Origin of the sequence: Ferrovum myxofaciens (assembly GCF_000735045.1) — a bacterium.
Lineage (GTDB): Bacteria > Pseudomonadota > Gammaproteobacteria > Burkholderiales > Ferrovaceae > Ferrovum > Ferrovum myxofaciens.
Window position 1 is genome coordinate 1 of the sequence record NZ_JPOQ01000098.1, and the last position, 5,626, is coordinate 5,626.

General features: G+C 49.1%; 6 protein-coding genes. 1 reads left to right on the forward strand and 5 read right to left on the reverse strand.

The genetic code is table 11. The features are described 5' to 3' along the window. Positions 1-340 (reverse strand): DUF4870 family protein (locus tag IV91_RS0110955; protein ID WP_035417859.1); only part of this gene is annotated, 340 nt, incomplete at its 3' end. Between the two features lie 69 nt (positions 341-409). After that, complete coding sequence (locus tag IV91_RS0110960) at positions 410-802, reverse strand: hypothetical protein (RefSeq protein WP_031598330.1); 393 nt, start codon at positions 800-802, stop codon at positions 410-412. Positions 803-961: 159 nt separating this feature from the next. Between IV91_RS0110960 and IV91_RS16890 the strand changes: the two genes are divergently transcribed. Then, positions 962-1,816, forward strand: a complete 855-nt coding sequence (locus IV91_RS16890) for a PP2C family protein-serine/threonine phosphatase (RefSeq protein WP_160171571.1) — start codon at positions 962-964, stop codon at positions 1,814-1,816. 31 nt (positions 1,817-1,847) lie between these two features. On the opposite strand, the gene IV91_RS0110970 is transcribed toward IV91_RS16890, so the two are convergent. The 3 genes from IV91_RS0110970 to IV91_RS0110980 all read right to left on the reverse strand — a co-directional run bounded on the left by IV91_RS0110970 (position 1,848) and on the right by IV91_RS0110980 (position 5,604). Then, positions 1,848-2,807, reverse strand: coding sequence for a helix-turn-helix transcriptional regulator (locus IV91_RS0110970; RefSeq protein ID WP_031598333.1), 960 nt, complete (start codon positions 2,805-2,807; stop codon positions 1,848-1,850). A gap of 1 nt (position 2,808) precedes the next feature. Further along, on the reverse strand, positions 2,809-4,287 hold the full coding sequence (locus IV91_RS0110975; protein ID WP_031598334.1) for a DUF2779 domain-containing protein: 1,479 nt from the start codon (positions 4,285-4,287) through the stop codon (positions 2,809-2,811). Between the two features lie 543 nt (positions 4,288-4,830). Beyond that, positions 4,831-5,604: an ADP-ribosylglycohydrolase family protein gene (locus IV91_RS0110980; protein WP_031598335.1), complete on the reverse strand. Its 774-nt coding sequence runs from the start codon at positions 5,602-5,604 to the stop codon at positions 4,831-4,833. Positions 5,605-5,626 lie beyond the last annotated feature (22 nt).

Consider the following 5,626-nt stretch of genomic DNA (forward strand, 5'->3'; position numbering starts at 1 on the left):
CATACATCGCCCTTCGGTCGAATAACCTCAACCAACCTTTGGTGATCCTGTAGATTACCCAGAATCCAGTAGCAATCAGGATGGGCCATCCAATTAGTATGAGTAGCAAGATTACCCCGATGCTGGAGTACATCATGGCGAACCAAAAGGTTCGAATTTGCCAGCGAAAATGGCTTTCCAAATAGGTACCGACCACATCTTCACGCTTAATGTAATTCATCATGATGGCTGCGATAGCTGTGATTCCAACCAGAAATGACGCCGCATAGAGAGCATAGATAAGCGCGGTGATCTTTTCATTTGATCGCTCATCGGTGATGTACGGATAGGGCTTTGTCACTGGGTTTCGTCCTTGGGTGCAGAGTTTGTACATCGCCGATTCTTCTTCAGATGTGACAAGATACCATTTTTATATCAGTGCGGCGAGTAACTCGCGATCGACATCGAGAAACAACCAGACGCTCATAAGTACTGCGGTTTTGACTCCTTCAGGGTCCTGCAATCGGCTGCCATCCTTCAATTCAAAATACAGTCTTTTCCGGAAAAGGGCATGCGATTTGGGGGGAAGTAAGTTTTTTGTGGCTGCTTCATCGGCATGTCCCATATCCTCCACCGTCACCCGACCAGATGGAACGGCCACCAGGCCTCGGATATGGGATCGTGTTACCAGATTCTGATAGGGGCATGGAGAGTCCGTTTTCTGGGTCAGGTTGCGTAAACCACAGAACTGGGGGATGTCGGAAAAGGCTTCCGGAGCAAAATGATTGCTGAGTATGCAGTTATGGCCAGACCTGACAGGCATGGTTTTCTCCTCGTTGAGAAGACCATTATCTTCAATCTGATGACAGAGTATGTCGCTTTAAAATTCGGTGTTGAATGAGTTGATGCATTACATACCATGGGATGCATGATTATTGAAACGGTTTTTCACGGCATCATAATTTCTCTGCGACACATAACGATGCGCATCAGGGTAACATGGGTTCAATCAGACTTGTTCCAACTGGCCAAAGTTGTTCGGGAGAAACATAAAGTGTCCTATACCGTTGGGTTTACCCAGCATCATGGCAAGAACAAGCAGTTTCCCAAGCAGCAGGATTGCCTGTGGAATGGCCAGGAAATTTTCCAGAAAAATGATGTTCCTCCATCCGGCTATGTCACTCGTCGACCGCTCTTATCTGTGGCAGTTGCTGATGGCGTGGGCATGAGTCCCTTCTCCGAAAAAGCAAGCCGGGCAGTGCTGACCTCCTTGGTCACTGAATTGGGCAAAGGTGCAGATTTTGATCGTCATGTACTTAGACGCGTTCACGGACATCTTTGCGATGTTCTGGCCAAGGGGAAGACCTTTGGGTCGGCCACCACCTTGGCCGCAGTTCAGTGTTTGGCCAAATGCTGTACCGTGCTGAATGTGGGAGACAGTCGTGTCTACCAGATTTCAGAGAGTAGTCAGTGGATCCAGCTGTCCCATGACCATACTCTGATTAATTCCATGATTGCCAGAGGGGAAGCCGAATCCGGGAAAGAATATGCCAGTTTTTACTATTCTCTGGATTCGTGTCTGGTGGCCGATGATGAGGAAACGGAATTTCAGTTTCACAAACGGGATACTTTATTCCTGCCCGGAGAATCGTTGCTGGTGTGTACGGATGGAGTGCATGACACCTTGGGAGATGCCCGCTTACAGAATCTCTATGCGGTTACACATTCGCCCCAGGCTCAGGTTGAAGTGTGGCGGAATGCGATTCTGTCGGCAGGTGCGCCCGATAATTTCTCGATGATACTTGTTCATTATGATATGCCCAACCATGATCAATAAGGAGGCGCATCCATTTCAGAACTTCCTCCGGTCAGATGTCTGACCTTTCCACTCCCCAAACCTCTTCACCAAACCCACGCAACCACCAGATCAGCATGGCCGAGTCCACAACGGTGGCCGTGATTTCATAATGCTCCTCATGCTCGATTACTTTTTGGTCGAGGGACAGAGGGGACTCGGTCAGATGAAATCCGGCATCCTTGGTAATGTGGAAATGAAGTTGAATCCGTTGTCCTTGGCCGTAGCCAAATCGTCCGTCTTCGTCAAATTTCTCCAGATCAAAATCACTGGGGTAGGGAAACTGTTCCATGAGAACTTCTGCCTTTATGAAGCGGTGCAACGCCAGGCATCGTTCATTGTCATATCCACTGAAACGACAGACGAGATACAGACGGGGGCCTTGTTGCGCCAGCCCTAAGGGCCAGACACGAGATTTTCGTATTTCACCTGCAGCATTCTTATACTCTATCAGGAGAACACGGTTGTCGTAGAGAGCGGTACTGACCTGTTCAAACACCGCGTCATCGATGACGGGAGGCATGAGGGGTTGAGAGGTGGCGACCACACGCACCTTCTTGAGCCATTGCCGTTCGCGTTGTGCAGCAGTGGAAGGTTGTCGGAGATTTCGCCGCGCTTGATCGAAAAATCCTGACATAGATTTCATCAGTTTTTGAGGCAACAGCAGCCGTAATTGACGCTCGGCCAAACTCAACAGCAATGATTCCTGAACGGTCAATGAGGGCAACGAAATGCCCTGGGCCTGTTCCAGCCAGCGGTAGCCATAGGGCTTGCTGCGCTCATCCCGATCAATGTCGAAGTGTTCGGACAACATATCCAAATGGCGTTGAATGGTGCGCAAATCACGGATAAATCCTTCGTTTTGAAGTTGTTTATGTAGGTCCGTGGCCGTAACTTGGGATTTCCTGGGGATGCGTTTGAGAATTTCCAGGAGCAGAATCGTGGTTTCCAGGGAATCAGGACGCTTTGCCATTTCAGAGTCTCCACTGAGTTTTTCCGGCGAATACTTGCCATAATTTGACCATGGCATAGGTATCCAATTGGCAATAGGCCAGTAACTGACGCTCAAGTTGTTCTTTGCGGTCAACCGAAGTATCGGGGTGAATGGCTTCGAGAAAAGCATCCTGTGCGCTTCCCCCGTCCTGCACTCCCTCCAGATTCTGGTAGGAAAGTTCAGGAACCACGGCGGGCAGAACTGCCTTGATACTCCAACTTCCCTGCTGGCTGGGGTGATAGTAGCGATTACGAGCGATGGGCAATAAATCCACAACACGTTCATTGATGGCGAGCAGACGCTTGGCAAATTTTGGAAATCTTTCTGCCAATTCGGAAATCCGCGATTTTTCAAAAGCAGCGTTATACACGAATACTGGCCCGGCTTCGCCACAGGCACCGATCAGGGCCATGGCAAAGGTTCGTGATGGGTCGTTCCCGGACAAATCCAGAAATTCCTTATGTTCGAGTTTCCCCCTCTTTCCCAAGCGATGAAGGCTGAATTGAAAGACAACTTGCTGGTAGGGTCGAGTTCCTTTCCAGGTGGGAACTGCAGGATTGATGGTCTCGAAGTCCAGAAAATACCCAGGCAGAATGTGAGGGGCCAAATCTGCCACTGCTCCTGCAGCATCGAACCAAGGCTGACCATTCAAAGTGCATTCCTTGACGCGTTGTTGGGTTGGGTTTAGTGATACCGTCGGAGGCAGATTGCGCAAGTCAATTATTCCCTGAGACCGATAGGGTTCGGTGGAAAAACGAGGCAGCCATCGAATGGGATATTCGGCTTGTGGCTCCTGAGCCGAGCAGTAATCATGAAACCCGCATTCGTATGGGATGTCGCACTGCTTCCCGGTGGTAACCTTGGGTTCAGCACTTGCCAGGATGGACTGGGCTTCCTGGAGCCAACCTTGAACTTGATCTTGACGGGATAAAGTTTCTTCGGTGACATCCACTTCCTTCAATAATCCCCGATAATCTTGCTGTCCTGGGTAAACCCATGAATTATCGATATGGGCTACGGCCACCTTCGTGAGGGAAAGTCCTGCCGCTTGAGCCACATAAGTCTGAATGGCAATATCTTCATAGTAATAGTCCTTGACGCAGGTGGAAGATTTGACTTCCACCATGCGCCAGCCATTTTTGTGAGGCAGAAGAATGTCGGCAAATGCCAATGCTCCTTGTGTCTTAAAACCCGCCTCAAAGATTGGAAGCCGTTGACCCAAGAACTTCTGAGTGAGATTGAACGCTTCCTCAAATCCATCCCTTTGAATGTCGATCAGTCGTCCATTCTGTTTGGGGTCGTAGATTTTCCGGGCAATATCACCCACGATATAACCCGCCTGAAAACCGGCTTCAGTGGCCGTACTATCCTCGCGCAAATCAGGACGGTGAATTTCTAGCCATAGCCGCCTTGGGCATTGACGATAAGCCATGAGTTTGGACTTGGACAGATGGCGCATGGAGTCATTCTCTCAGGTGCTGGGTAAGCGACAAAATTGAGGGTATTCCAGATCTACGACAGAGTATGTCGGGAAGAGGATATGCCCATGTTAGGTCATTTGTCGTGAAGGTGGGCATAATCGTATTCGGCATATTACACCATTAGGCACAACAGCCGTCGTCCAAGTCTACGTACCAATCTATCGTTTTTTGTGGTGCATTCATCATGTTACAACGATCTGACAGGCGGCATAGAAACTCCCGGATTCAGTGCACTCAGGCAATTGATCCTCATCGACCAATCTTGCCCATTTGCTGTCATTCGGTTGACAGAAAAGACACAGCCAGCAATTCGGGCGCAAGTTTTCGTTGGACCAGTCCAGCAGCGGTTCCAGGCTATGTGTCGGCAGCACTGCCCTGGCTGTATTCTGAAAGGAATCTCCACGGGAGACATGGGGGAAACCCTGAGGTGTCGCAGGCTGACATTGACCCTGTGTTGGAAACCGCTAGTTCATTCAGTTTGCCAAGCGATCAGTCTTTTCTGCACATCTCAACCAGTTATTTCATAAAGCATATTTTCGGTGTGCACCAACACGCGCAATCACGGATTTAAATTCTTCCGGCAAAAATCGAGTGGCCTGATTTGCTATGGTTTCAGGTATGCCGAACAGCGGCTCGGCAATACTGCCAGTAATGGCTGCAATGGTGTCACTGTCACCCCCTATTGAAATGGCGTTACGTATGGCATCCTCAAAATCACTGGCATTCAATGCGCACGTGATCGCTTGAGGTACCGTGTCTTGGCAGGTTTCGTTGTATAGATAACTACTGCGAATCTCATCTATGCTTTGCGATAAATCGTAACCATAAGTTCCATGAATCGCCATGCGTATCTGCTCAACAGGTGCGCCATTTAACGCCGTATAAATGGCCTGGCATGTAGCCCGTGCACCTTTAAATCCTTCTTCGTGATTATGAGTAATTTCAGTAATTCTGTCGCAAAGTATTAGCGCATGCTCAAACGAATTCGCCAGCCATGCTGCACCGCTAACCCGCATGGCCGCGCCATTTCCAAAACTGTTATAGGGTGCCATTTTTGGCAGGCTAAGCCACCATGCGAACATCCCGCCATAATCTCGATCTGGGTATCGGAGGCACCATGATTGCAATACGTTATCTGGTGGCAAATCATCCAGAAGTGCACTCGCGAGCGCAACAGTACAAACGGTATCGTCGGTGAATCTAGCATCCTCACCAAAAAAAACAAATTCTTTACTGAGGTGATTGTCGAATTCATAAATTGAGCCGACTATGTCGCCGATTATTGCGCCTAACATACTGGTCCTTAATATAATTTAA